Annotated in this window: 30 protein-coding genes; 12 read left to right on the forward strand and 18 right to left on the reverse strand. The window is 69.9% G+C overall.

Translation table 11 applies throughout. The annotated features are described in order from the left end of the window. Nucleotides 1-254: 254 nt before the first annotated feature. The 8 genes from DI005_RS07360 to DI005_RS07395 all read right to left on the reverse strand — a co-directional run bounded on the left by DI005_RS07360 (nt 255) and on the right by DI005_RS07395 (nt 4,930). Entirely contained in the window at nt 255-704 is a 450-nt protein-coding gene (locus DI005_RS07360; protein ID WP_098085272.1) for an Hsp20/alpha crystallin family protein, read from the reverse strand. Nucleotides 705-1,272: 568 nt separating this feature from the next. Continuing rightward, the gene (locus DI005_RS07365; RefSeq protein WP_098085274.1) at nt 1,273-2,001 is read right to left on the reverse strand and encodes a GAF and ANTAR domain-containing protein; all 729 of its coding nucleotides are present in this window, start codon (nt 1,999-2,001) and stop codon (nt 1,273-1,275) included. A gap of 209 nt (nt 2,002-2,210) precedes the next feature. Then, a complete protein-coding gene (locus tag DI005_RS07370) occupies nt 2,211-2,540 on the reverse strand; it encodes a J domain-containing protein (RefSeq protein WP_098087039.1) in 330 nt (109 codons plus the stop codon). A 14-nt stretch (nt 2,541-2,554) separates the two neighbouring features. Then, nucleotides 2,555-2,989 carry a hypothetical protein gene (locus tag DI005_RS07375; protein ID WP_146770616.1) on the reverse strand — a complete coding sequence of 145 codons (435 nt, stop codon included), beginning with the start codon at nt 2,987-2,989 and terminating at the stop codon, nt 2,555-2,557. Between the two features lie 19 nt (nt 2,990-3,008). Then, complete coding sequence (locus DI005_RS07380; RefSeq protein ID WP_098085278.1) at nt 3,009-3,203, reverse strand: hypothetical protein; 195 nt, start codon at nt 3,201-3,203, stop codon at nt 3,009-3,011. Between the two features lie 2 nt (nt 3,204-3,205). Next, complete coding sequence (locus tag DI005_RS07385) at nt 3,206-3,610, reverse strand: hypothetical protein (RefSeq protein ID WP_098085281.1); 405 nt, start codon at nt 3,608-3,610, stop codon at nt 3,206-3,208. Nucleotides 3,611-3,710: 100 nt separating this feature from the next. Then, entirely contained in the window at nt 3,711-4,142 is a 432-nt protein-coding gene (locus DI005_RS07390) for an Hsp20/alpha crystallin family protein (protein ID WP_098085284.1), read from the reverse strand. 392 nt (nt 4,143-4,534) lie between these two features. Then, nucleotides 4,535-4,930 carry a hypothetical protein gene (locus tag DI005_RS07395; RefSeq protein ID WP_143271349.1) on the reverse strand — a complete coding sequence of 132 codons (396 nt, stop codon included), beginning with the start codon at nt 4,928-4,930 and terminating at the stop codon, nt 4,535-4,537. A 158-nt stretch (nt 4,931-5,088) separates the two neighbouring features. Here DI005_RS07395 and DI005_RS07400 point away from each other — a divergent pair, with 158 nt between their 5' ends. After that, nucleotides 5,089-5,415 carry a MerR family transcriptional regulator gene (locus DI005_RS07400; RefSeq protein WP_098087040.1) on the forward strand — a complete coding sequence of 109 codons (327 nt, stop codon included), beginning with the start codon at nt 5,089-5,091 and terminating at the stop codon, nt 5,413-5,415. A gap of 57 nt (nt 5,416-5,472) precedes the next feature. On the opposite strand, the gene DI005_RS07405 is transcribed toward DI005_RS07400, so the two are convergent. The 4 genes from DI005_RS07405 to DI005_RS39660 form a co-directional block, all read right to left on the reverse strand. Next, nucleotides 5,473-5,994, reverse strand: a complete 522-nt coding sequence (locus DI005_RS07405; RefSeq protein ID WP_098085288.1) for a hypothetical protein — start codon at nt 5,992-5,994, stop codon at nt 5,473-5,475. Nucleotides 5,995-6,183: 189 nt separating this feature from the next. Then, on the reverse strand, nt 6,184-6,573 hold the full coding sequence (locus DI005_RS07410; RefSeq protein ID WP_158559782.1) for an STAS domain-containing protein: 390 nt from the start codon (nt 6,571-6,573) through the stop codon (nt 6,184-6,186). Then, the gene (locus DI005_RS07415; protein ID WP_369973562.1) at nt 6,570-7,052 is read right to left on the reverse strand and encodes an ATP-binding protein; all 483 of its coding nucleotides are present in this window, start codon (nt 7,050-7,052) and stop codon (nt 6,570-6,572) included. The genes DI005_RS07410 and DI005_RS07415 overlap by 4 nt, the downstream gene beginning before the upstream one ends. Further along, complete coding sequence (locus tag DI005_RS39660; protein ID WP_110341268.1) at nt 6,940-7,995, reverse strand: STAS domain-containing protein; 1,056 nt, start codon at nt 7,993-7,995, stop codon at nt 6,940-6,942. The genes DI005_RS07415 and DI005_RS39660 overlap by 113 nt, the downstream gene beginning before the upstream one ends. Before the next feature lie 457 nt (nt 7,996-8,452). Here DI005_RS39660 and DI005_RS07425 point away from each other — a divergent pair, with 457 nt between their 5' ends. Next, the gene (locus DI005_RS07425; RefSeq protein WP_110341270.1) at nt 8,453-9,274 is read left to right on the forward strand and encodes a GAF and ANTAR domain-containing protein; all 822 of its coding nucleotides are present in this window, start codon (nt 8,453-8,455) and stop codon (nt 9,272-9,274) included. A gap of 104 nt (nt 9,275-9,378) precedes the next feature. Here the strand turns inward: DI005_RS07425 and DI005_RS07430 are convergent, their stop codons facing one another. Then, the gene (locus DI005_RS07430; protein ID WP_110341272.1) at nt 9,379-9,834 is read right to left on the reverse strand and encodes an Hsp20/alpha crystallin family protein; all 456 of its coding nucleotides are present in this window, start codon (nt 9,832-9,834) and stop codon (nt 9,379-9,381) included. 266 nt (nt 9,835-10,100) lie between these two features. On the opposite strand from DI005_RS07430, the gene DI005_RS07435 reads away from it, so the two are divergent. The 9 genes from DI005_RS07435 (at nt 10,101) to DI005_RS07475 (ending at nt 20,033) form a co-directional block, all read left to right on the forward strand. Next, a complete protein-coding gene (locus DI005_RS07435) occupies nt 10,101-10,739 on the forward strand; it encodes an STAS domain-containing protein (RefSeq protein ID WP_158559783.1) in 639 nt (212 codons plus the stop codon). 205 nt (nt 10,740-10,944) lie between these two features. Next, nucleotides 10,945-11,418, forward strand: coding sequence for a general stress protein (locus DI005_RS07440; RefSeq protein ID WP_110341276.1), 474 nt, complete (start codon nt 10,945-10,947; stop codon nt 11,416-11,418). A gap of 23 nt (nt 11,419-11,441) precedes the next feature. Further along, entirely contained in the window at nt 11,442-13,325 is a 1,884-nt protein-coding gene (gene dnaK / locus DI005_RS07445; RefSeq protein ID WP_098085302.1) for a molecular chaperone DnaK, read from the forward strand. A 14-nt stretch (nt 13,326-13,339) separates the two neighbouring features. Then, the gene (locus tag DI005_RS07450; RefSeq protein ID WP_098085305.1) at nt 13,340-13,990 is read left to right on the forward strand and encodes a nucleotide exchange factor GrpE; all 651 of its coding nucleotides are present in this window, start codon (nt 13,340-13,342) and stop codon (nt 13,988-13,990) included. Between the two features lie 6 nt (nt 13,991-13,996). Continuing rightward, the gene (locus tag DI005_RS07455; protein ID WP_098085307.1) at nt 13,997-14,989 is read left to right on the forward strand and encodes a DnaJ C-terminal domain-containing protein; all 993 of its coding nucleotides are present in this window, start codon (nt 13,997-13,999) and stop codon (nt 14,987-14,989) included. Between the two features lie 26 nt (nt 14,990-15,015). Next, entirely contained in the window at nt 15,016-15,342 is a 327-nt protein-coding gene (locus DI005_RS07460) for a chaperone modulator CbpM (protein ID WP_216642006.1), read from the forward strand. A gap of 3 nt (nt 15,343-15,345) precedes the next feature. Next, entirely contained in the window at nt 15,346-18,015 is a 2,670-nt protein-coding gene (gene clpB / locus DI005_RS07465) for an ATP-dependent chaperone ClpB (protein ID WP_098085313.1), read from the forward strand. A 36-nt stretch (nt 18,016-18,051) separates the two neighbouring features. Continuing rightward, nucleotides 18,052-19,005 (forward strand): M48 family metalloprotease, encoded by a 954-nt coding sequence (locus DI005_RS07470; RefSeq protein ID WP_098085316.1) that lies wholly within the window; start codon nt 18,052-18,054, stop codon nt 19,003-19,005. Beyond that, nucleotides 19,002-20,033 (forward strand): S1C family serine protease, encoded by a 1,032-nt coding sequence (locus DI005_RS07475; RefSeq protein WP_199542603.1) that lies wholly within the window; start codon nt 19,002-19,004, stop codon nt 20,031-20,033. The genes DI005_RS07470 and DI005_RS07475 overlap by 4 nt, the downstream gene beginning before the upstream one ends. A gap of 70 nt (nt 20,034-20,103) precedes the next feature. On the opposite strand, the gene DI005_RS07480 is transcribed toward DI005_RS07475, so the two are convergent. After that, nucleotides 20,104-20,703 (reverse strand): methyltransferase domain-containing protein, encoded by a 600-nt coding sequence (locus DI005_RS07480; RefSeq protein WP_098085319.1) that lies wholly within the window; start codon nt 20,701-20,703, stop codon nt 20,104-20,106. Nucleotides 20,704-21,101: 398 nt separating this feature from the next. On the opposite strand from DI005_RS07480, the gene DI005_RS07485 reads away from it, so the two are divergent. Continuing rightward, a complete protein-coding gene (locus tag DI005_RS07485) occupies nt 21,102-21,617 on the forward strand; it encodes an NUDIX domain-containing protein (RefSeq protein WP_269467510.1) in 516 nt (171 codons plus the stop codon). Between the two features lie 20 nt (nt 21,618-21,637). On the opposite strand, the gene DI005_RS07490 is transcribed toward DI005_RS07485, so the two are convergent. The 4 genes from DI005_RS07490 to DI005_RS07505 all read right to left on the reverse strand — a co-directional run bounded on the left by DI005_RS07490 (nt 21,638) and on the right by DI005_RS07505 (nt 24,754). Next, nucleotides 21,638-22,189, reverse strand: coding sequence for an NUDIX hydrolase (locus tag DI005_RS07490; RefSeq protein WP_098085322.1), 552 nt, complete (start codon nt 22,187-22,189; stop codon nt 21,638-21,640). Further along, a complete protein-coding gene (locus tag DI005_RS07495) occupies nt 22,186-23,025 on the reverse strand; it encodes a trans-aconitate 2-methyltransferase (protein ID WP_098085325.1) in 840 nt (279 codons plus the stop codon). Before DI005_RS07495 ends, DI005_RS07490 begins: the two co-directional genes overlap by 4 nt. 66 nt (nt 23,026-23,091) lie before the next feature. Beyond that, nucleotides 23,092-24,012, reverse strand: a complete 921-nt coding sequence (locus DI005_RS07500) for a DUF2797 domain-containing protein (RefSeq protein WP_098085328.1) — start codon at nt 24,010-24,012, stop codon at nt 23,092-23,094. Between the two features lie 31 nt (nt 24,013-24,043). After that, entirely contained in the window at nt 24,044-24,754 is a 711-nt protein-coding gene (locus tag DI005_RS07505) for an AAA family ATPase (RefSeq protein ID WP_199542606.1), read from the reverse strand. Nucleotides 24,755-24,757 lie beyond the last annotated feature (3 nt).

A 24,757-nucleotide genomic window follows, 5' to 3' on the forward strand; every position in this document is an offset into this window, starting at 1 on the left:
CTCCCACCGCTTCCCGATGTTCCCCACCAACAGAACAGAGCCAGTCGTCGTGCGCGGCCAAATACCGCGCACGACGACCGGCTCGTAAGAGACGGGACGGTCGGCACTTCACCCGTGCTGCCGCGTCGACAGGACGCCGGGCGGCTCGCGCCCAGGCCGCCGGAAAGGGTCAGGGGCGCCCAGGCGTCGATGACCGCGTCACCACGTGCACTGAGGTGAGCGCCGAATTATCACCGCGGAGCGGCGACCAGGGGTCAGGCGTTGATCGCCTGGCGTTCCCCGGTGCCGCTGGTGATGGCGATCTTGCGCGGCTTGGCCTCCTCGGCGACCGGGATGCGCAGGGTCAGGACCCCGGCGTCGTAGCTGGCCTGGATGTTGCCGGTGTCGAGGGTGTCACCCAGGAACAGCTGCCGGCTGAACGTGCCGGTCGGCCGCTCACTGATGATCGTCTCGACCTTCTCGCCGTTCTCGTCGATGACCGTGGTGCGCTGCGCCTTGACCGTCAGCACATTGTTCTGCACATCGACATCGATGGACTCTGGGCTCACGCCGGGCAGGTCGAAGTGCACCACGAACTCATCGCCGGAGCGGTAGGCATCCATCGGCATGACCGCCGACCGCGACAGGCCGCCGCCGAAACCACTGCCGAACCACTGCTGGCTCAACCGGTCCAGCGCCTGGAACGGATCAGTACGCATCAGCATGGCGTTCTCCTCCTTCCCTTCGTCGTGTCCGTGTGCTCGCGTCGCGGACAACCGCGTCGCGTCAGCACCATCACGTCGCTGACATCCCTAGCAACGCACTACTCCTGACCTATGTTCCCTATGTGATGTAGTTCACGCGTCGATCTATTGCTAAATGGATTGAAGTATGAAGGTGCAGTTCAAGGATGGTGTGACGGCAGTGCTGGAACGGCCTGTCGACTCGGGAATCAGACGCAAGAGCACATCAGCACCGCGGACCGTCCTGATTTGGCAGGGCCGCACGGTTGACCGGCGGCGCGCACTTGCTGTCCTGCCGAGCCTGGGCAGGTGTGACGGTGTGCGCCTGCGTGGACAGGTGGCCAGGCGGTGGTCAGACATGCGGGGTGGGTTGTGCGGTGAGTGCGAGAGCATAGGTGGGGTGGAGATCTACCCAGCGTCGCGTCGACGACTTGGAGGGACCGGCGCACGCGACTGGCTGCCGCGCTGCGCACCACCCAGCAGCTGCTCGCCGAAGCGGTCGGTGGACAACCGGAGTGCTGGCTGACGACGATCACCGCCTCGTCGGGGATCACGCGCTGGTGACGTGCGCGACGAACCGGGTGGCGAGGTCACGCAGCTTGATGTTGTCGCGCTGGGATTGCTCGACCAGCAGGGTGAATGCCTGGTCGGCGTCGATCCGCCTGACCGCCATGAGGATGCCTTTGGCCTGGTCGATCACCGCCCGGCTCTCCAGCGCGGTCCGCAAGTGCGCGGCGGTGCGGCGGGCGTGTTGGTAGCGGTGGTAGACGCGCAGGGCCGCCGTGACGGCGCTGGTGTAGAGGTCGAGCAGTTTCTCGTCCAGTTCGGCGAAGCCGTGAGCGTGGGTGCTGTAGCAGTTCACCGCGCCGGCGTGCCCGTCGTCGATGACGATCGGCGCGGACAGGAAGCTTGCGAATCCTGCCTCGGTGGCGTCGCGGGCGAAGTCCGGCCAGCGGTCACGGGCCTGGGCGATCGACACGCGCACCAGCGCGCCTGATCGCGCGGCGTCGAGGCAGGGTCCGTGTCCGAGGGCGTACTGGTCACCGTCGAGGCCGGCGACGACGTCGCTGGTCGTGGCCGCGGTCCGGGCGTTGCCATCGTCGAGCAGGGTCACGGTCGCTTCGTCCACGCCCGGTATGGCCTTGGTGACCTGGGCGCACACCTGCTGCAGCAAGACGGTGAAGTCGTCCACGCTGCCCAACGCCGCAGTCAGGCTTTCCAGCGCGCCGGTGACCTCGTCCAGCACCTGTGGCCACATCTCGTCCCGTGCGCGGTCCATGATTGCCTCTCGTCGGCTGCCGGGCGCCGCAACGCCTGACTACCTCGGGTATCCCGTCAGGCCGCCCGTTACCCATGAACCCTGGGGGTGCATCCGGTGCGCCAGCGCAGTCGATGCCACATGACCTGCGGGAACCGGTGGTGACACGCCTGCCGGGCATCAAGTCGCGGACCCGGTGAAAGTCGGTGCGGAGGCGGTCAGTCGCGCGGTCAGTGGAGGTGGCGGCGGACGGGGCCGACTCGCAGGTCGGGTTGGCTGCGCGCACCGGGGCGGTGGATCCGCACGGGAATGGAGATGGGCTCTCGACATGGTGACGGGGCGGGATGGTCGCGGTCGTCGGTCGCGCGTCGGCGTGGATCGCGCAACTCGGCGTAGGCGGCGAGCACCTCGGTCAGGCGGGCCGGATCGGTGGGTGCGTGCGCGGCGTCGGGGTGCAGGTGGCGCACCAGTGCCCGGTAGGCCGCGGCGATCTCGCTCGGCGTCGCCTCCCGCGAGACGCCGAGTACTTCGTACGGGTCGGGTACCGGTGACGGTGACATGGTCATCCGCTCCGTCAGGGATGGTCGGTCCTGCTCGCCGTTCCCGTGGTGTCCTCGGGCACGGTGTTCTCGGGCACGGTGTGCAGGTGGCTGACGGCGGTGTAGACCTCGCGGGCGGCACCTTCCGCCTCGTCCAGCGCGTGGCGCAGCGCGGCCAGTTCCCGGCAGGTGCGGGCGACGTGCTCGGCGGGGTCGACGTCGTCGTCGGCACGCAGCCGATACCGCTCGGGATAGCCGCCGACCTGCGGTGCCAGCGCTGCGGCCAGGTCACCCAACGCGCCGAGCAGATAGATCAGCTGCCAGGTCTCCTCGCGCAGGCCGGCAGGGCCGGGCCCGTGGCCGGCTGTCACGCGGCCTACCGCGTGCTGCACGGCCTCGGTCACCCTCGTCAGCGCGACGGCCAGCGACGCGCCGGGCGGTGATCCTGAAAGAGTGCGGGAACGGGGCATCGCACGTTGCTCCCGTCGATCACGGCCAGGACTGGTCGTCGGCGGGCTCGTCGGGCAGCGGCACGACGCGCCGCTGATCGGCCACGTCGGCCGGGTCGGCCTCGACCACGTCGATCGGCTCGGTGAGCGGGTCCGCGCCGGACTCGTCCTCCAGGTCGGGTCGGGCGGGGCGCAGCTGGTCGGCCACGTCGTTCCAGGGCTTGTCCAGGCTCATCGTCATTCCTCCCCTTGCGGCGTCTTCCCGTCGCGGTTGGTACCGGCCAGGTCGTCCAGGGCGGGGGCGAGCAGCAGTGCGCCGGTGGTCAGGCAGCCGTGCAGTGCCCGCAGATCGGCGTGGATCTCGTTGCTGACCTGCGGGCCGTGCCGCTCGGCGAGGGCCGGGGTGCGGTCCATCAGGGTCTGCACCAGGTCGGCCAGGGTGGTGGTGACCTCGTGCGTGCCGGTGATGACCGCGGACACCTCGGCCGCGCCAGGGAAACCGGTGCGCAGGGCGGTGGCGGTGTCGGCGAGCCGCCGCCGGGCATCGGCCAGCGCCCCGTCGATCCGCGTCCCGCCGACGCGCGCGACCTCGGTCCGCGCTGCGTCGATCGGCGCCGCGCCGTCATGCCTGGTGTCGGTCATCGGTTCCCTCCTTTCCCGCACCTCGTCGGCTTCCCCCGGCACGGCCCCGGAAACACCCCGCCGACGGGGCGCGTCGGCGGGGCCGGCGAGGGCGTGCGGGTCAGGCGTTGACCTGCTTGCGGTCGCTGCCGGCGCTGATGGCGATCTTGCGGGGCTTGGCCTTCTCAGCCACCGGGATTCGCAGCGTCAGCACACCGGCCTCATAGCCGGCCTGGATGTGCTCGGCGTCCAGAGCCTCGCCCAGGAACAGCTGCCGGCTGAACACGCCGCGGGGCCGCTCGGCGACCTGGTACTCCACGTGCTCCTTGGTCTGGCCGGGGCGTTCGGCCTTGACGGTCAGCACGTTCTGCTCGACGTTCACCTCGATCGAGTCCGGGCTGACGCCGGGCAGGTCGAATGCGACCACGTACTCGTCCCCGGTGCGGTAGGCGTCCATCGGCATCGCCGCGGGACGGGCCGCGGTTCCGTTGGCGCCGAAGAACTGCTGGGTCAGCCGGTCGAGCTCGCGGAACGGGTCGGTACGCATCAACATGTCACAGTCTCCTTCCACACCATCAGGTTGTCGATCAGGTCAGTTCCGATCGGACGGGGCTGCATCCCCGCCGCTCATTCTTGCTAACGGTCCGCTCAGCTTTTCTGTTCCCGTGACCACAACTTCGGCGACGACGGCGAGGGAACCTGGGGGTGCCCGGACGCGCCGAAGCCCGCCCTGGCGATGCAGTGGCGGGCCTCGCGGATTCACATGATCGAGGAAGGCTGGACGCTGTCCCCAGCGACGACCGTGACCGGTGCTGGCCGTGGCGGGTCGGTAGGTGCGTCACGAGACGCGGTGCTGGCATTGCTCACCGGTGTGCCAGCCAACGACGAGAGCCGGCTGCCACGGGCAGGTTCACGTGATGGTGCCCCGGTACGGTCGTGCCGTTATCACCTCCTTACGTGTTCGCTGGTGCTGCGATCCGGGAAGAGGGTCCGCGCGGTCGGCGCGGCGTCGCACAGCGGCGGCGGAGGAGACCGTTCGCGAGCTCCGACTCGCCGCGCGGTCCGCGCGAGATCACCGCTGACAGCGTGGGACAGCGGGTCGCGGCGCGACGACGCCTCGTCGCCGCGGTGGCGACGGGTGGGCGCTGGTCCTGGTGGCCGGTCGTGCGGCGGGAGAGGCCGCGTCGCGGAGGAGCCGAAGTTGGCGGCGACGATCGCGTCGAACTCCGCGCGCACCCACGCGGGCTCCGCGCAGATCAGGTCGGCGAAGCGAGCCGGCCCGACCTCCAGGGGCCACGCGAGGTCGCTTCCCGCCGTGCGGGCGATGCTCGTGCCATCCATCTCGATCACTCCCCAGCTGTGTGTCCACCAGGTTCTGACCGATACTTTTCTTATAGTGAGTACTGTAGATTATGTCAAGGCGCCACTGGAGGTACCGTGGTTCGGAGAGTGTCGGGTGAGGGTCAGGTCGACCCGTGGTGTCCGTGGGAGGCCCGCTCGTGACCAGTACTGATCTGCGCGATCTCGATGATGTCGACTATCCGGCGTACACCACCGGGCAGGCCGCGATGATGCTCGGTGTGCAGCAGGCGTTCCTGCGCAGCCTGGACACCGCTGGGCTGGTGCGTCCGCAGCGTTCCGGTGGTGGGCACCGCCGCTACAGCCGCCGCCAGCTGCACCTCGCCGCGCGCATCCGGGGTCTGCTCGACGACGGCCACGGGATCGTCGCGAGCGCCCGGATTATCGCGCTGGAAGACGAACTCGCCGCCGCACACGCCCAGATCGCCGAGTTGCGCAGCCGGCTGGACACCGCGACGCAACCCTGATCGCCCGGCACGTTCAGTCACGGCTCCGCATCGGCTCAGTCCGCGCCGGTGCGGGGATCAACGGCAGCGCGCGTAGAAGGAGAGGGCCCGCCGGTGTGCCCCGGCCAGCGTGTCGAGCTGGTCGGCGGTGAGCGAGGTCGTGATGCCCTCGTCGGTCTCCTCGCCCATGATCGCGATGCTGCCGCGCCAGACCCGCGGCGCGCAGCTCAGCGAGATCAGCACGGCCGAGCCGACCGGATTGGGCGGGTGGACTCGCGGCAGGTGATCGGCCGCGTCGGCCACTTTGGCGCGCATCCCGCCGGCCAGCGGCACGCCGTTGACGGCGCCGCCGTCGGGATCGACCTGGTCGCGTACCGCGGTCCACAGTTCGTGCTGGTAGGGCTCACCCCACTCGTCTGGCCCCGTGTCGCCGACCGCCTCGCGCACCATCAACAGGCCCTCGGGTGTGATCACGGCGTAGCGCACGGTCGGGCCTGGCACCTGCTCGGCGCCCGCGCACCCGATGATGAGGTGATCCCGTGGTGGGGGTGTGCCGTGCGCACCGCCAGCGACCTGGTTGCTGCGGGTGATGGCGCGCACGCGGCCACCCTACGGTCGGCGGACCACAATGGCCGCGGCCCGACGGCGGACTCAACCCGAACGAGTGAACCGTGACCGCTCCACCCCAGGGTCGGCGCGATCGTGCACCACCGGTCGCCGCGCATCGCTCGGATGCATCAGCCGGAGGTCGGTGGCCGCCGACGCTCTCTCAGCAACCCAGGGGGCGGCTTAGGGTCTGGGAGCCTGCAGCGCCTCGTCGACCGTGTGGTAGAGCGCCAGGACGTCGTCGAGGCCGGTGACCTCGATGGGCCTGATGACGGGACGGTTCGCGTCGACCACGACCGGCAGCGATGCGTGCCGCCGTCCCGCGTGCCGGGTGGCCTGCAGCAGCACGGTCAGTCCGGCGGAGTCCAGGAACGTGACCGCGGTCAGATCCAGGATGCAGGGGCCGCGGCTGGCCTCCCGATCGAGGCACTCGATGATCGCCGCGGCCAGGTGCGGCGCGGTGTCCAGGTCGACCTCGCCGGTCACCTCGATCACCAGGGTGCCGTCGTCGGCCTCTCGGTGCGAGCGGATGCTCAACTCCACCGGCGGCGGTTGCTCGCTGGGAGGGGTCACGTCGGCACGTGGGAGGTGTCGGTGAGGGCGGGCCAGGATGCCGAGGTGAGCGAGCCGCCACTACGGGGTTCGGTGCCTCGCGCGCGTGCCACCGCCAGATGCCGGGACGCACCGTTATGTCCTGCGCCGTCCAGGGCCAGCTCGGCCCACACCGTCTTGCCACCGGCGCGGTGCTGCACGCCCCAGGCCGACGCCAGCCGGTCGACCAGCAGCAGGCCGCGTCCCCCCGAGTGATCCGGCGGACGGATCCGGGGCAGCCCGCTCGCGGTGTCGTCGACCTCGATCCGCAGCCGCCGACCATGATGGATCAGCGTGGCGCGGCAGGTGCGCCGGGGCGCACCATGTCGGTGCGCGTTGCTGACCAGCTCATCGGCCACCAGAACGGCGTCCTCGACGACCACGCCGCCGTGGTCGGCCACCAAGCCGCGGACCAGCCGACGCACGTGCTTGGTCGGTGTCGTATCGAGGTCGCAGCTCACGCCGGGCGCTGTCGAGGTGCTGCCTGCCGTCTCCCACGCCTGGGTGGACATGGCACCACACCACCTTCGTCCGAGAACACTCTCCACGGCGAAGAGTCATCCCCGGAGATACCCGACGGTTCACCACAGCAAACCTGAGCGGTGTCCACGCTAGGTGCCGTGTCGTTCCCTGGGCCGACTTCCACTCGACCAGCTCACTGACCCAGCGGCGCCCAGGCACGGCGTGGGCGGTGTTTCCATCGCAACCCAGCGGCGTGCCCGGCAACGCTGCCAGGTGACGAGGCGATCCGCGAGTCGGTTGCGCGCTGGAGTGGGCTCGCACTCGCCGGACAGCCTGATGGCGATGAGGTTGCATCCCCTCACCACGGTCTATGGATGTTGTGTCGTCGCGCGCCTGGTGGAGTTCGGGTTGCGCGTGCCGCCTGGTCGTGTCAGGGGCCGTGGCCTTCTGAACCTGGCTCGCCGCCGTCCGGGTCGGTGGTTGTTCGCGCCGGACGCGGCCGTTGCCTGCGAGGTATGACGGTGCGGCCAGGGCCTGGGCACGGCTGGGGTGGACGTCGAACGTGGTGGTCAGGTCGAGCAGGGTCAGCGGCAGGAGCACCGGCCGGTGGGTGGCGACGACCCGGAACGCGATCCGGCGCTGGTGGGCGTGCTCGCGGGCCTGCAGGAGCGCGGTGATGCCAGCGGCGCCCAGGAACCGCACGTCGGTGAGGTCCGTGACGAGCACGGTGTGCCGGGAGCCGGTTAGGGCGTGGGTGAGTCGGCTCCGCAGTTGGGGCGCGGTGAGGAGATCCAGCTCGCCGTGAACCTCGGCGAGCAGCGCGCTGGGTGTGGGGCTGCTCAGCGCGACCCGGAACGCGGGACACGTGCCGTGGCTGGCGTGCGCGTGGTCCGGGTGGTCGGGCTCACCGGCGCCGGGCGGCCGAATGAGGCGGTCGGTCATGACACGCCCCAGGGAGGTCGACTGGAACGTCGCGGCGGCAGCGGGTGGGCAGGGAACACGGCCAGACCTCCGTCTCGCGATGCGGCGGAGGGGACGCCGGCCGTGGCCCGCGCCGAAGTCGTGCGGTGCGCGAGCCGTCGCAGGTGCGGATGGGCCTGGTTGTCCTGCTCCACCTGAGTGGGTTTGCAGCACGTCCCGGCTGACTGCACAACCGCGAGCTGACCGACATGCTAGTGACGGCGCTGCCCGGTTTCCAGAGGGCGAAGCACTGTCGGGGAGGCGGCGCGCTGGACAGGGTTGCGGTCGGCGCGGGCGGTGCCAAGACTTGGGGTCGTCGGGGGCGACCTCGATACTTCGGTACGGTCATCGACGGTCGGTGTTCAGCAGCGCAGCATCGGATGCGATGAAGGTCGCCTCCGGCGCTCCCGCGGCAGGCCGGGGTTGAGTCCGCGCGACCGTGGCCGTTGCCGCGACAAAGGGGTTTGTGCGCATGACCGGCGAAACCGAGCTGCTGACCATCTCCCAGGAGCTGGCCGAGGTGTCGCGGCTGGTCGAGGACGACGACGTGACGGGCGCGCTGGGACGCTTTGCCGAGCGGGTGCTGCGCACCGTGCCGGGCTGCGCGGCGGTCACCGTCACCATGACCGGCGCGCGGGCCGAGCAAGCGGACGTGGTGGCGGCCTGCGCGACGCCGGGTGCAGCGGCGCCCACGCAGGACATGCTGACCGGTGACGGCCCGCTCGTGGAAGCGTTGCGGTATCGCGAACCTCGCCGGGTGGACGACACGCACACCGATCAGCGGTGGCCGCGGTTCAGCGCGCGTCTGGCCGAGCACGGCTATCGCAGTGTCCTGGTGTTGCCGGTGCCGACCCGCCGCTGCGGCGGATCGGGCGGGTCGGCGGTGCTGACGGTGTTCTCCGACGAGCCGCACCGATTCGACGAGACCGTCCACGACGTCGCGCTGCTGCTGACGGTGCACGCCGGCGTGGTGTTCGACAACGCGCAACTGTTCCACGACAGCCGCCGCCTGGTGGACCACCTCAAGGTGGCGCTGGAGACCCGGCAGACGATCGGACAGGCCCAGGGCCTGCTGATGCGCCACTTCGGCTGCGACGCCCAAGGCGGGTTCCACTTGCTCAAGGGAGCCTCGCAGAACACCAACACCAAACTCCGGGACGTCGCCGAGATGCTGGTCTCCGCCCACGAACAGGACACCTTCGACAGCGCCCTGACCAAGTTCCGGCTTGACGCCACCACCGCGGGAGCCGCGACGAGCTAGCAGCCCGGTTTCTCACAGCCACAGCAACGCCCGCGCCACCGACCCGCGGCTGTGCTAGGCGGGGCAGGTGGCGCGGGCATTGCCGGTGGACTGCCTGGGGATGGTCACTTGCCGCTGATCGCGATGCGGCGCGGCTTGGCCGCCTCGGTCTTGGGCACACGGACGGTCAGCACGCCCTCGTCGAGGGTGGCCTCGATCTTGTCGGCGTTCACGTCCTGCGGCAGGGTCACCCGGTAGGCGAACTGGCCGGTGCGGCGGGTGCGGTGCCTAAACCAGCCCTGCCGCTCCTTCTCCTTGACCTCACCGTTGATGGCCAGCTCGGTGCCGACCACGTCGATGGTGATGTCGTCGCGCTTGATCCCGGGCAGCTCGACCTCGACCAGGTAGGCGTCCTCGGTCTCAGTCACGTCGGCCAGCGGCGACCAGGCCCGCACGCCCTCGTCGAGGCGACCGGCCACCGAGTCCATCCAGCGGCCCATCTGACTGTAGAGGTCCTCGAACTCCCGGAACGGGTCCCAGTGCCGCAGCGAGCTCGACGATCGCACAGCAGGCAGCGTCATGGCTCTCACCTCCACAACTCGATCACGTGTCGTTACCGCGTCCGCCAGAACCTGTCGCCCCGGCGGCCGGACATCCACCACGACGAACATGAGCCACCTCTTGTTCCCGAAGTTGAGCCTATCCGACTCAAGATTTATGTGATCTGAGTCACAAACACGGGTGGTGTCGGGAACACGGGATGGAGTCGTGCACGTCTTGTTGGGTGAACGACGGCCAACTCATCCCGCTCTGCTCGCGGACGCCAGGATGGGAGGTGGTGTTCGGGATGGCGAGTGCACCGACGTTCGTATCGACGCCCGCGCCGAGCACCGGGCACGGCGCCCGGCCAGCGCGCACCGGCACGAACCGGCTCATGCCGCAGGCGTGCACGCGTGACCGTGGGACCAGTGCCAGCGGGGTGCCCGCCGGGCGCGTGCTGGCCGACTCCGGCGACGGCGTATGGATTCTGCGTCCGAGCGCGGAGCAGGCCGAGCGCCTGGCCCGGCACCTGCCGCGGTGGCTGGCCCGGCTGCGCACCGGCGGCGCCCGGCAGGTCGTGATCGACCTGCACCGGGTCCGACGCCTGGACTTCACCGGCTTCGGGCTGCTGCTGCGCCTGCTCCGTGACGTGCTCAGGGTTCCGGTGGTGATCACCGAGGCAGCCGGGCACGTCGCGGCGACGTTGAACCAGCTCGACCTGCTCGCCGACGCCCAGCTGGTGCCGGCCCCGCATCGACCGCCCCGGACCAGCGCTCCCACCGCGCCCTGGCCCACACCGGACGGTGCGCACCGCGCGCCACGCCGACTGCCTGGTGAGCGGGTGCTCCATCCCGGCGGTGCGGCGCACGGCAGCAACCCCAGCCGCACGGCGCGCAGCAGGCACGGCGACCGACACCGGCACCGCAGTCCCGTGGCATCCCGCTAGGTGCAGCATCCGCACCAGCCGACAGGGCGACCCCGTCGACCTGTCCGCGGCGGTGACCGCAAGCCCGGTTGGTGCGAGCCGCGGCGGGTATGCGGGTGGTTGGCCGGTGATTTCTCTCCCGCTACGCGCGGCATGCGTGTAGTAGCGCTCGTGGGGCGGAGAGACCCATCGAAGGCGAGTTCACAACAGCAGGGAGGCGGAAGCAATGGCTCGATTGGCTCAGGTGACCAGCTCCCGTAACCGGGAGGTCGTGGCGGGGTTCGACAACTACGCCGACGCGGAACGCGCGGTGGACTCGTTGTCCGACAAGGGTTTCCCGGTCGAGCACACCACCATCAGCGGCGTGGGCCTGCGCCTGGTGGAAGACGTGCTGGGCCGGCTGACATATCCGAAGGCAGCCGGGCTGGGCGCCCTCAACGGGCTGTGGATCGGGCTGCTGTTCGGCGTGTTCCTGGCGCTGTTCACCACCAACGCGGTCGCGTGGTTCGCGGTGATCTTGTGGGCGCTGCTGTGGGGCGCGGTGGTCGGCGCCGTGGCGGCCCTGATCTGGCACGCGCTCTCCGGTGGCCGCCGGGACTTCCTCTCGGCCAGCCAGCTGATCGCCGACCGCTACGAGGTGCTGGTCGACCCCGCGCACGCCGAACGCGCCCGCGAACTGCTGCAGACCAGCCAGTCCTGATCACGTGAGGGGAGGCGCTTCTCATGGCTAAGGCAGTCGGTATCGACCTGGGAACCACCAACTCGGTGATCGCCACCGTGGAGGGCGGCCAGCCGACCGTGATCCCGAACAGCGAGGGCAGCCGCACCACCCCGTCGGTCGTGGCGTACACCGACCAGGGCGAGCGGCTGGTCGGGCAGCTCGCGCGCCGCCAGGCGATCCTGAACCCGAAAGGCACCATCGCGTCGGCGAAGCGGTTCATCGGCCGTCGGTTCGAGGAGGTGGCCACCGAACGGGACACGGTGTCCTATGAGGTGGTGTCCGGCCCGAACGGCGCGGCACGGTTCGATGTGCGTAGCAAGCAGGTCGCGCCGGAGGAGATCTCTGCGGCGGTGCTGCGCAAGCTGGTCGACGACGCGTCGAAGTACCTGGGCGAGAAGGTCACCGAAGCGGTGATCACGGTGCCGGCGTACTTCAACGACGCCCAGCGGCAGGCGACCAAGGACGCCGGCAAGATCGCCGGGCTGAACGTGCTGCGGATCATCAACGAGCCGACCGCGGCGGCGCTGGCCTACGGGCTGGACAAGAAGAAGAACGAGACCGTGCTGGTGTTCGACCTGGGCGGCGGCACCTTCGATGTCAGCCTGCTCGACGTCGGCGACGGGGTCGTGGAGGTCCGCGCCACCGCCGGCGACACGCACCTGGGCGGTGACGATTTCGACCGGCGGATCGTGGACTGGCTGGCCGAGGAGTTCCGCAAGGACTACGGCATCGACCTGCGCAAGGATCCGCAGGCGCTGCAGCGGCTGTACGAGGCGGCGGAGAAGGCGAAGGTCGAGCTGTCCTCGGTGTCCCAGACCACGATCAACCTGCCGTTCATCACCGCCGACGCCGGCGGGCCGAAGCACCTGAACACCACGCTGATGCGGTCGAAGTTCGACCAGCTCACCGCGGACTTGGTGGAGCGCTGCATGGGCCCGGTGCAGCAGGCGATGGCGGATGCGAAGGTGACCGCGAACGACATCGACGAGGTGATCCTGGTCGGCGGTTCGACCCGGATCCCGGCGGTGCAGCAGCTGGTGCGCCGGTTGACCGGCGGCAAGGACCCGAACATGACGGTCAACCCGGACGAGGTCGTCGCGCTTGGCGCGGCGCTGCAGTCCGCGGTGATCAAGGGCGAGATGTCCGACGTCCTGCTGCTCGACGTCACTCCGCTGTCGCTCGGTGTGGAGACCCTGGGCGGGGTGATGACCAAGGTGATCGAGCGCAACACCACCATTCCGGCGCGGCGTAGCGAGGTGTTCTCCACCGCGGAGGACAACCAGAACGCCGTGGATGTGGTGGTGCTGCAGGGTGAGCGGGAACGCGCGGCGGACAACCGGGTGCTGGGCCGGTTCCGGTTGGAGAACATCCGGCCCGCCCCGCGTGGGGTGCCGCAGGTCGAGGTCACCTTCGACCTCGACGCCAACGGCATCCTCAACGTCTCCGCCAAGGACAAGGACACCGGCGCCGAACAGACCATCACCATCAGCGAAAGCTCCAACCTCGACCAGAGTGAGGTCGAGCGGATGGTCGCCGACGCCGAACGGCACCGCGGCGAGGACGCCAAGATCCGCGAGCGCGTCGACGCCCGCAACACCCTGGACACCATCGCCTACCAGGTCGAGAAGCGCCTCGGTGAGTTGGGTGACGCCGCGCCCGCGCACGAGAAGGCCCGCGCGGAGCTACTCATCGGCGACGCTCACCAGGCCGTCAAGGACGACACCGTCGGTATCGAGCGGCTGCGGGAGCTGACTTCGGAGCTGCAGCAGCTGTTCTACGGCCTGGATACCGCGGCCGGAGGCACCGCCGGCAATCAGGCCGGTGGCGGCGCCCGGCGGGACGGCGGCGGTGATGACGTGATCGACGCCGAGTTCACCAGCGAGTGAGAGGAGGGCACGCCATGGCCGAGGACCGCATCCGCTCCGGCCCCGGCGAGCACCTCGACCCCGGCGGCCGAGCGACGGTCGGCGAGCAGCAGCCGCGGGAGGAGCGGTTCGTGCGGGAGCGGGCCGAGCCGCCCGCTCCCGAAACCGACCCGGCCGCCCCGGCCGACCAGGCCGAGCCCGAGGACGAGGTGGCTCGGCTGCGGGCACAAGTGGCCGAGCTGGAAGACCGGTGGCGGCGTACCGCCGCGGAGCTGGACAACCTGCGCAAGCGGGTAGCCCGAGACAGCGAACGGCAACGCCTTGACGAGCGCGGCCGGGTGGCCGCGGCCTGGCTGCCGGTCGTGGACAACCTCGACCTCGCCCTGACCCACGCCGACGCCGACCCCGGCTCGATCGTGCAGGGCATCCGCGCGGTCCGCGACCAGGCCCTGACGGTGCTGGCCGGACTGGGCTACCCACGCCGCGACGACCACGGCGTGGCGTTCGACCCGACCCGGCACGAGGCCGTGTCCACCCGCGCGGACACCGAGGCCAAGCCCGGCACCGTGGTCGAGGTACTGCGCCCCGGCTACGGTGACGCCGACCGGCAACTACGTCCGGCGACGGTCGTGGTCGCCGCCCGCGCCGCCGATGACGGATCCCGAGACGAGCGGGACAGGGGGTGACGCTCGGTGGCTCGTGACTTCTACGAGGCGCTGGGGGTGTCGCGCACCGCCAGTCAGGAGGAGATCCAGCGCGCCTACCGCACGCTGGCGCGCAAGTACCACCCGGACGTGAACAAGCAACCGGGGGCCGAGGATCGGTTCAAGGAGGTCTCCGAGGCGTACCAGGTGCTCTCCGATCCGGAGACGCGGCGCCGCTACGACGCGTTCGGGCCGGACTTCCGGCAGGTGCCCGAGGGCGTCGACCCCGAGACCTGGCAGCGCGCCCGCGCCGGCACCGGCGCGCGGTCCGGTTCCGGTGGTGAGCGGGTCTGGGTGAACACCGGGCCCGGCGGAGGGTTCGGCGGGTCGCCGTTCAGTGCCGGGTTCGGCGGCGAGTTCGATGTCGAGGACCTGTTCGGCAGCATCTTCGGCCAGCGCACCGCCCGCGCCCGCGGGCAGTCCGTGCGGGGCGCGGACCAGGAGGCCGAACTCGAATTGACTGTCGAGGAGGCATACCGGGGCGGGCAGCGTTCGCTGACCCTGCCCGGCCCCGACGGGCCGCGCACGCTGCGGGTGACCATTCCCGCCGGGGTGACCGACGGGCAGCGGATCCGGCTGGCCGGGCAAGGCGGCCAGGGCATCGGCAACGCCGCGGCAGCGGGCGACCTGTATCTGGTGGTGCGGCTGACACCGCACCCGCGCTACCGCGTCGACGGACGAGACCTGACCGTCGATCTGCCGTTGGCGCCATGGGAAGCCGCATTGGGCGCGACGGTCGCGGTGGACACCCCCGGCGGGCAGACCAAGGTGAAGGTCCCGGCGGGTACCTCCAGCGGCCGGCGGTTGCGGCTGCGCGGACAGGGCATGCCCCACCCGCGCGGCCAGGCCGGTGACCTCTACGCCGAGGCGCGGATCGTGGTACCCGACCGGCTTACCGACGCCGAGCGCCGGCTGTTCGCCGAACTGGCCACAGCCTCGACCTTCGACCCCCGCGGCACGTCGGCGAGGAGGCGGTCATGACCGACAGTTCGATCCCAGGTGCCCCGATGAGCTATGCGTTGATCCGCTACCAGCGCGATCCCGACCACAACCGGCGTGGGTGGCTGGACCTGGAATCCTTCGCCCGCGCCACCGGCACCCACCCGGACCTGGTGACCCGGTTCGTCGCGCTCGGGTTGCTCGACCCAGAGCGAGACCGGGCCGGGGCGCTGTGGTTCGCCCCGGACCAGCTGGCGAGGCTGGCCCGCATGCAGCGACTGCGCGCCGCGTTCTCGGTCAACTACGCCGCTCTGGGGCTGGTGCTGGATCTGCTGGACCGGGTCGACCAGCTGGAACGCGCGCTGCGCCGTAGTCAACGACAACCGTGGAGGTGACCCGTGGACAAGACCGACCCTTTGACCCAGAAATCCCGGCAGGCACTGCACGACGCCCAGACGAAGGCGGTGCGCTTCGGCCACACCGAGGTCGACGGTGAGCACCTGCTGCTGGCGCTGCTGGACGACCCGGACGGACTCGTGCCGCGGCTGCTGGCCCAGGCCCAGGCGGACCCGGACACGCTGCGCACCGCGCTGGAGACCGAACTGGGACGCCGTCCCAAGGTGTCCGGGCCCGGCGCCGCACCGGGGCAGATCTTCCTCACCCAGCGGCTGGTCCGGCTGCTCGACACCGCCGAGCGCGAGGCCAAGCGGCTCAAAGACGAGTACGTCTCCGTCGAACACCTGGTGATCGCGCTGATCGAGGAAGGGACCACCACCGCCGCGGGCCGGCTGCTGCACGAGCACGGCCTGACCCGCGACCGGTTCCTGCAGGCGCTGACCGCGATCCGCGGCAACCAGCGGGTCACCTCCGCGATGCCCGAGGTCGCCTACGAAGCGCTGGACAAGTACGGCCGCGACCTCGTCGCCGACGCCGCCGCAGGCAAGCTCGACCCGGTCATCGGGCGTGATGCTGAGATCCGCCGCGTGGTGCAGATCCTGTCCCGCAAGACCAAGAACAACCCGGTCCTCATCGGCGACCCCGGCGTCGGCAAGACCGCCATCGTCGAGGGCCTCGCGCAACGCATCCACCGCGGCGACGTGCCCGAAGGGTTGCGCGACAAGACCGTCTTCGCCCTCGACATGGGCTCTCTGGTCGCCGGCGCGAAGTACCGCGGCGAGTTCGAGGAGCGGCTCAAGGCCGTGCTCAACGAGGTGAAAGCCGCCGAGGGCCGGATCCTGCTGTTCGTCGACGAACTGCACACCGTCGTCGGTGCCGGCGCCGCGGAAGGGGCGATGGACGCCGGGAACATGCTCAAACCGATGCTGGCCCGCGGCGAGCTGCACATGATCGGCGCCACCACGGTCGACGAGTACCGCAAGCACATCGAGAAAGACGCCGCCCTGGAACGCCGCTTCCAGCCCGTGCTCGTGGACGAACCGGACGAGGCCGACGCGATCTCGATCCTGCGTGGGTTGCGGGAGCGGCTGGAGATCTTCCACGGCGTGAAGATCCAGGACAGCGCCCTGGTCGCCGCCGTGACCTTGAGCCACCGCTACATTTCCGACCGGTTCCTGCCGGACAAGGCCATCGACCTGGTCGACGAGGCTTGCGCGATGCTGCGCACCGAAATCGACTCGATGCCGGCCGAACTCGACGAGCTGACCCGGCGGGTGATGCGCCTGGAGATCGAGGAAGCGGCGCTGGCGAAGGAAACCGACCCGGCCAGCCAGTCCCGGCTCACGGAGTTGCGCAAGGAGTTGGCCGACCTGCGCGCCGAAGCCGACGCCATGCGGGCGCAGTGGGAGGCCGAACGTGCCGCGCTGCGCAAGGTGCAGTCGCTGCGGCAGGAGATCGACCAGGTGCGCCATGACGCCGAGCTGGCCGAACGCGACTACGACCTCAACCGTGCCGCCGAACTGCGTCACGGCAGGCTGCCCGAGCTGGAACGCCGCCTGGACGCCGAGGAACAGCAGCTGACGGCCAAGCAGGGCAGGCAGCGGTTGTTGCGTGAAGTCGTCACCGCGGACGAAATCGCGGCGATCGTGTCGCGCTGGACAGGCATCCCCGTGTCCCGCCTGCAAGAAGGCGAACGCGACAAACTCTTGCGGCTGGACGAAATCCTGCACCAGCGAGTGGTCGGCCAGGACGAGGCCGTGCAACTGGTCGCGGACGCGATCATCCGCGCCCGGTCCGGCATCAAGGACCCGCGCCGCCCGATCGGGTCGTTCGTCTTCCTCGGCCCCACCGGCGTCGGCAAGACCGAACTCGCCAAAACCCTTGCAGCGGCGCTATTCGACACCGCCGACAACATGGTGCGCCTGGACATGAGCGAGTACCAGGAACGCCACACCGTCTCCCGCCTGGTCGGCGCCCCACCCGGCTACGTCGGCTACGAGGAGGGCGGCCAGCTCACCGAAGCGGTGCGCCGCAAGCCGTACTCGGTCGTGTTGTTCGACGAGATCGAGAAGGCCCACACCGACGTGTTCAACACGCTGCTGCAGGTCCTCGACGACGGCCGGCTCACCGACGCCCAGGGCCGCACCGTCGACTTCCGCAACACGGTCATCATCATGACCTCCAACATCGGCTCGGAATATCTGCTGGAGGGCGCGACGGCGGGCGGGGAGATCAAACCGGAGGCGCGGGAGCGGGTGATGGCGGCGTTGCGCGGGCACTTCCGGCCCGAGTTCCTCAACCGGATCGACGACATCGTGCTGTTCAAACCGCTGACCGAGGCCGAGATCGAGCGCATCGTCGAGCTGATGACCGACGAGCTGCGCGGCCGGCTCGCCGAACGCCGGATGACCCTCCATCTGTCCGACCCGGCGCGGCATTTCATCGCCCAGCAAGGGTTCGATCCGGTCTACGGCGCCCGACCGCTGCGCCGGTTCATCGCCCGCGAGGTCGAAACCCGCATCGGCCGCGCCCTGCTCGGCGGCGACGTGCACGACGGCGCCACCATCCACATCGGACTATCCGACGGTGGGCTGACGGTCAGCTTCGACAACCCCAACACCGGCCCGAGCCAGGACCCGGCCGACCGAGTAGCCGCCGGCACCGGGTCATAACCCACAACACCAGACGACAACGGGAGGTGAATCCTCATGGTGCGGCGCTACACCAACGCGCTCAAGACCGCGCTGCTGCTCGGTGTGCTCACCGCGCTCATCCTCACCATCGGCTACGCGCTCGGCGGCAGCACCGGACTCATCGTGGCCACCGTGCTGTCGCTGGTGATGAACGGGGCCGCCTACTTCTACTCCGACACGATCGCGTTGCACGCCATGGCCGCCCGCCCGGTCAACGAAGCGCAGGCACCCGAGCTGCATGCGATGGTGCGCGAGCTGGCCACCAGTGCCGGCCAGCCGATGCCGCGGCTGTATGTCAGCCCCATCGCCCAGCCCAACGCGTTCGCCACCGGCCGCAGTCCCCGCCACGCCGCGGTCTGCGTTACCGACGGCATCCTGCGTCTGCTCACCCCACGCGAGCTGCGCGCGGTCCTGGGCCACGAACTGTCCCACGTGTACAACCGGGACATCCTCACCTCCAGCGTCGCCGCCGCCCTGGCCGGGATCCTCACCAGCCTGGCCAACCTCGCCCTGTTCCTGCCCATCGGCTCGTCCACCGAGGACGACGACGGACCCCACCCGGTGGCCGCGCTGCTGATGCTGATCCTCGCCCCCGTCGCGGCCGGGCTGATCCAGCTCGCCATCAGCCGCAGCCGCGAATACCAAGCCGATGTCGACGGCGCGGATCTCTCCGGCGACCCGCTCGCTCTAGCAAGCGCCCTGCAGAAGATCGACCAGTGGACACGGCGGCTGCCGCTGCCCGCCGACGCTCCACACGCCGCCTACGCCCACCTCATGATCGCTCACCCGCTCAGCGACGACGGGGTGGCGGCGCTGTTCAGCACCCACCCGCCGACCGCCGAGCGCATCCGCCGCCTGCGGCAGCTAGCCAGCCAGGTAGCGGCCGGCCCGTCGGGTCCAGCGCGCCCCGCGCCCCGGTCGAGTTGGGCGGGTGCACTGGCCCCCACGATGAGGAGCCTCGCGCGATGAACAGCACAGTTAGCCCTCGAACGGCGCGGATCTGCGGTGCAGTCGCGGCGGCGGCCATTGCGCTGTCAGCCTGCACGACCGGATCGAGCAATCCCGCCCAGCCGAACGCCACCACCACCCCGGCCCCCGCGGGGCCAGGGGCCGGGTACGCCGACGTGGTCGACCGGGTCAGCCCCAGCGTGGTCACCGTCCAGGCAGGCCAGGACCTGGGCAGCGGGGTCGTCCTGCGCCCGGACGTCGTGGTCACCAACCAGCACGTCGTGGGAACCCAGCGAGAGGTCACCATCGCCTACGCCGACGGCGCCCGCTCACCCGGCACCGTCCTGGCCACCGACACCATCACCGACCTCGCCGTCGTGCGCACCGACCGCAAGAACCTGCCCGTGCCGCAGTACCGCAACGACCTGCCCCGGCCCGGTGAACGAGCCCTGGCCATCGGCAGCCCCCTGGGCTTCGAGAACTCGGTCACCGCCGGCATCATCTCCGGGCTGCACCGCGAGATCCCCGGATCCGCCGGCCAAACCCAGTCCCTTGTGGACCTCATTCAAACCGACGCCTCGATCTCCCCCGGCAACTCCGGCGGTGCACTGCTCGACACGCAAGGCCGGGTCGTGGGCATCAACGAGGCATACATCCCACCCGCCGCAGGGGCGGTGTCTCTCGGGTTCGCCATCCCCTCAGCCACCGTCACCGACATCGCCGACCAGCTGCTCACCAAGGGCACCGCGACCCACCCCTACCTCGGGATCTCACTCGGCCGGCTCACCCCCGACATCCAACAAAAACTCGGCGTACACACCGACCACGGCGCACTCGTCCTCGGCATCGACCAAAGCGGTCCCGCCGCCGCCAGCGGCATCCGCACCGGCGACGTCATCACCGAATTCGCCGGCACACCAATCCGCAGCGTCGAGGACCTCCTGGCTGCCCTCCGACACACCCAGCCAGGACAGAAGGTGCCGGCCACCCTCATCCGCGCAGACACATCCCAATCCGTCACCCTGACCATCGGCTCGCGCACCGGCTGAGCACCCTCAGCACCCACGTTAATCGGTCCGAGCGGCGGCTGGGAACGCCACCACCGCCCGACGAAACGGTTCAACACGCTGACTTGACAGGGAAGCGCAGCGGGGCGACCAGCCGTCCTCCGGGCGCGAGCTGTTGCCACCACTGCGCGGGAATGTCCCACGGCGAGACGGTGGCGATCATGCGGTCGTACGGGGCGTGGTCGGGATAGCCGAGCCCACCATCGCCGGTGATCACATGCACGTCGCCGTAGCCGGTGGCGGTCAGGGCCCGCTTGGCTTTCGCGGTGACGTCCGGGTCGATGTCGATCGTGGTCACCAGGTCCGCGCGGCCGGTCAACTGGGCAAGCAGGCAGGCGTTGTAGCCAGTTCCCGCGCCGATTTCCAGGATGCGGTTGCCGGGTTGGACGTGAAGCTGGTCGAGCATCGCCGCGACCAGCCACGGCGCCGACGCGCAGGACAACGACCGGCCATCCTGGAACCGGTGGGTGATCACCGCCTGCCACGGGTCGTAGGCAGTGGCCAGTGGGGCGTCGGGCACGAACTCATGACGTGGTGTGTCCAGCAGGACCCGCGCGACCTCACTGAGCTGCGCGTATCCCGACTTGCGGACCTTGGCGACCATCTCCGCGCGCAGCGACCCCGGCGACACGGTGGTGGTATCGGTGCCCATCGCTTCCCTTCTAGTTCAACGATCAACTATGTGGACGGCCATGGTCAGCATGGCCCGGTTACGACGCATCCAGATATGAGACAGGGCGGACACCCTGGGTTGTTCGGGCAGAAATGCTCTCGACAGAGCGCGCCGCTAAGGCAGCACCTCCCTCTCGGCGCAGCCCGAGGTAGTCAACTGCGAATGGGCCATGTCATCAAGCGCGTTCGGGCAGTGCCGTGGAGGCGCGGTTGAGGCGTCACCAAGCTTGACCTGCATGAATATCGCGACTCGTCGCTGACGATTCCACCATTCGGGGCATCCAACCTCCGGGTCGTTCCTTCACAGGCCAGGACACGGCGGGCCTTGTCCCCCTGCAATGTCCGGGTCGGCTGCGACGTCGGCTTAGGCTGGGTCAGGTGATTGACCAGTTGACCGTGGAAGCGGCGGTCGCGGACGCTCGCCTTGCCGCGATGGAGTTCGATGACGCCCAGACGTGGCTCCACGCCCACCAGTCGCTGCTGAAGCCGCTCGCGGCCGAGGTCTGGGTCACCGACCCGACGTACAGCCACGTCTTGCTGGTACGGCACCGCGTGCGCGGATGGGTGCCGCCTGGCGGCAAGGTCGAGCCAGGCGAGACGCCGCGGGCAGCCGCAGCTCGTGAACTCGTGGAGGAGGCCGGCGTAGCGGGCGAGCTGCTGCCTATGCCGGCCGCGGTGGCTGTCCGCTCCTTCCGCGCCGACTGGGCGCCGACGCTGAGCCTGTCCTACGGCGCCGTCGTCGACCGCGACGTGCCGCTCGGCGGGGAGACTGGGCAGCCATCGAGGTGGGTTGACCTGGACGAGACGTGGGAGAGCGTGTTCCCCGAGGACCGCGAACGTATCCGCGCGTACGTACGCCGATTGGCAGCGGGGAACGTGGTGGGGGCGCGCTGAGACCCGTCGCCGGTGCACGGTCAGAGGACCTTGTCGATCAGACTCAGGATGTCGTCGGGCAGCGTCACCAGTTGGAGCTCGTGCAGGAATCGAACCCACACCGGCTCCAAGCCGGGCTTCGCGGTGAACTGCTCCTCGCTCAGCTGCCCTTCGGCGTAGGCCGCGGTGCGGTGCGCGTGCTGCTGGAGCTGGTCTTGGTGCAGCCATCGGGGTGCGCGCACCTCTTGGGCAGAGGGTCGGATCGGGCCAGAGGTCTGGGCCCGATAGATCCACCACTGATGGCCCACGCGGTCGCTGGTCGGTCGGCGGCAGTGGTTGGGCCGCCATGCGGTCAGCAGCAGGTGAAGTGAGGTGACGGTCAGGCCGACTTCCTCGGCGACCTCAATGCGGGCGGCTTGCTCGGGGCCTCCGTGCTGGTCGACATGACCAGCGACCGGCGCGATCCCCGCAGGGGGCCTCGCGCGTTCGAAGACCAGCAGCCCGTCCGGTGAGGAGATGAGCACGCCGACGGCCGCGTGGTCGCAGTACTTGATCCTGCTGCCGTGGCTACTGGTCGGTGGCGGGGCGGTCAACGTAGTTCCCTGGGTCGCTGTGCGACAACCACGAGCCAGCTCGTCACGGTAGGCGTGTCGGGCGTGGTCAGCGAGTACGCCTTGTCGAGGATGTCCATCCGCTGAGCGTGGGTGAAGTCCCCGTCGGGTCGAGCGAAGACCGGAATCGACAACCACGCCTTCTTCTCGGCCATCGTGCTGCGCTGGGCGACGACCTCGGTGTCGAGCACGGTCAGTCCGGCGACCGACAGGTGGTCGGCAATCGTGTCCAGTGGCAGCTTCGGAGCTGGCTCGGCGGCTGGAGGCGGGGCGTAGCCGTGGTCACGGGCCGCGACCTGACGGATCAAGGTGTTCAGCGAGGGGCCGGTGCGCACATTGGTCTCGTCGGGGTGGCGGACGCCGGCAAAGCCGCCGCCGACGTTGAACACGAACCGGCCGCCGGGTCGTAGGACCTGGTGGACGGCGGCGAACACCTGTGGCACGTCGGTCTTCCAGATCGCGGAGTTGCACACCACCGCGTCTGCCGCGCCGGGAACGTGGCCGACCAGATCTTCGGCTGGTGCGGTGACCCAGCTCAGGCGTGGGTCGGCCAGGGTGCGTCGGCCAACGCGCTGCATGGCAGCGGCGTTGTCCAGGGAGACGACCTGGGCGTCGATCGGCACGAGTTCGAGGATTGCCTCCGCGGTCGCGCCGGCTCCGCCGCAGAGGTCGACCACCAGCCGGCTGTCGGTGAGATCGGCGCGGCGAGCAAGGTCCCGGCTGGTGGCCGAATACATGGGGAAGGCACGGGTGAAGGCGGCGTACGCCTCGGCAGTGGTGTCCTCGTCCCAGCCGAGAAGGGCGTCCAGTGGTGCCATCGCGGGTACCTCGCTTCAGGGCGCAGGCCAGGCTCGTTGCGGACGGACGCGACGAGCCGGGGTCGGTTAGAAGAGGGAGTTCTGGAAGGCGGCGGCGGGCGAGGTGAACGGGCCGAGCGTGATGCGGCGACCCTTGAGGGTGCCGAGGTCGAGCACGTAGTCCACTTCGTCGTCACCGTCCAGGGCGGCCAGCACCTGGGTGCCGACGCACGAGACGACGGTGAAGCCGTGCTCACCGTCGCGCAGATCGTGTGGGTACAGCATCCGTACGCCGTCGGCGACGCGCATTCGGTCGCCTTCGGCAGGAGGAGTCCACGTCTCCAGCATTGCCGGAGTGTTCATCGCTGCGAGCGCGTCCGCGGCGCGGGAGACGTGACGGTCGTGGGTCGCGCTCGCGGTGGACAGGTCGGTCAGATTGGCCAGCGCCTTGAGCTTGGTCGAGGCCCGGATGGTCTGGGGCACCTGCAGGCCGCGGGTGATGGCGTCTTCGAGGTGGCGTACGGCGCGGCCGTCGGCGCTCTTGGTCAGATAGGTCGCGATCAGGGCGCCTTGTTCGTCGAGGCGGGATTGCCTGCGTGGTTCGGCTGCAGTGCCGACCTTGGTGGCGCCGTCGGCGAAGGTGGCGAGGTAGAGCCAGTGCGGCTGGTCCATGTACTGGCGCAGGGCCGCGGGGACGTTGCCGTCCTGGTGGAACTGGTGGGCGAAGCGGAACTCGTCCTGGCGCAAGCACCGAGCGCACTGGTCGCCCTGCTCGGTCGGCGCGCGGTCGGGACACGCGAGGGCCTCGACGCGCACCGTGTCGGCGAACTGGTACCGGCCGGTGCACCACCGGCCGGTACCGACCGCAAAACCGAGTCGCTGGTTCATGATCTCGGCGTAGACCAGCGGCCCGTCGGGCAGCGGGGCCAGCAGCAGCCGGGGATTTCCTGTCGCCCAGGTGATGCCGTGGCACACGTACTCGCCGCCGGTTGGTCGGGTCGCTGGCATGGTGCGTTCCTCGTGATGACTGTTGGCGGGGTCAGATGGCGAGCTGGAGGCGGTCGGCGAGCGCTTCGGCAGCGGTCTTGAAGACCGCGTCGCGGTCCATGTCGGTCACGTCCATCGACAGCCATCCGCCGCGCTGCTCGTGCTCGCGCAGCTTCGCGAGAACGGTGTCCTGGTAGCGGATGAAGTCCTCGTCCGCGCCGCCGGAGTGGCCGGTTTCCAGGGAGCTGAATTCGCCCTTGCGGGCGAGCGCGTCGCGGGCGCTGATGCGCAGGAAGAACACCAGGTCGGGTTCGGTGAGGTGGGCGAAGACCTGCTCGGCCAGGCTGGTGGAGACGTCGGGATTCACCGCGTAGCGAGCGAGGATCTTGTGGTGGGCGTTGTCGAGGATCACGTGGGTTCCGGCGGCGAGGGCGGGCTGGATGACGAGTTTGTCCTGGAGGGTGTACCAGGCGGCCAGCGCCAGCAGCCAGTAGTGATCGCCGCACGCCTGGGCGACGCGCGCGTCGCGGCGATAGACCAATGCGTTGAGCCTGTCGACGTAGGCGGACAACTCGGCGTCCATCGGGACTTCGGTGCTGTGCTTGCCGATCAGGATCGTTTCGTGGCCGGCCTCGTTGAGCGCTTGGTGCAGGCGGGTGGCGAGGGTGGACTTGCCCGCGCCGTCGATGCCGACGACCGTGATCTCGCGCCCGCGCGCAGGGTTGAAAAGTGGTGCTGCGTTCGTCATGTTGGTGCGCTCCAAGGG

The organism is Prauserella sp. PE36 (assembly GCF_003311655.1).
Classification (GTDB): Bacteria; Actinomycetota; Actinomycetes; order Mycobacteriales; family Pseudonocardiaceae; genus Prauserella_A; species Prauserella_A endophytica.